Origin of the sequence: Psychrobacter sp. AOP5-GZ1-6 (genome assembly GCF_052376345.1) — a bacterium.
Classification (GTDB): Bacteria; Pseudomonadota; Gammaproteobacteria; order Pseudomonadales; family Moraxellaceae; genus Psychrobacter.
Genome location: NZ_JBQSVP010000321.1, coordinates 1 through 702 on the forward strand (window position 1 = coordinate 1; position 702 = coordinate 702).

The window sequence follows — 702 nt, forward strand, 5'->3', positions numbered from 1 at the left end:
TGTCCAAGCAAAGGGCTAATCGTTCATTCAGACAGAGGCAGCCAGTATTGCAGCCATGCCTACCACAAGACCATTAAGCAGCATCAATTTATAGGCTCAATGAGCGGCAAAGGTAATTGCTTCGACAATGCTCCAATAGAAAGCTTCTGGGGCACATTAAAGAACGAGCTGGTATATCATCAGGATTATAAGACTAGATTTGCAGCGATCAACGATATTATTAGGGCGTGTTGAACATTCAAATGTGGTGCTGGCAGTCACTATTTTTTAGACAATATGCAGTGAAATTTTTGATGCCTAGTCATTCTAGGTGAAACAATTTCGCCATGTATTGGCAAAAAAGAGTACTGCCCTCCACTCGAGCACAGCTCTCGCCTTGCAAACGGGCAAAGCAGTGCTTTGCTCGATCCGTTCTCAAGGCTGATGCTAAAATCACCCCAAACGTTGTTACAAGCCTAGCTAAGGTCTCGACATTATCGTCGGCTTGCGCCTAGTTTGGTGCAATTTTAGCGATCAGCAGCCCTAATATTTGAATGTTCAACACGCCCTAGATACATCGAGCTGTACTATAATCAGACTAGAATTCAAAAGGGTTTGGGCTATCAATCGCCAAGACAGGTGTGGTTTGATTATTATCGTCAGGCTGCGTAATTAAAATCTCCCAAGTTTATGTGTACGGATTTGACGGCAGGGGTCATTTTC

At 43.7% G+C, this 702-nt stretch carries 1 pseudogene; it reads left to right on the plus strand.

The annotated features are described in order from the left end of the window. A pseudogene (locus tag ACT3RN_RS16015) lies at positions 1-225 on the plus strand (IS3-like element ISPar1 family transposase); the annotation flags it as partial. Positions 226-702 lie beyond the last annotated feature (477 nt).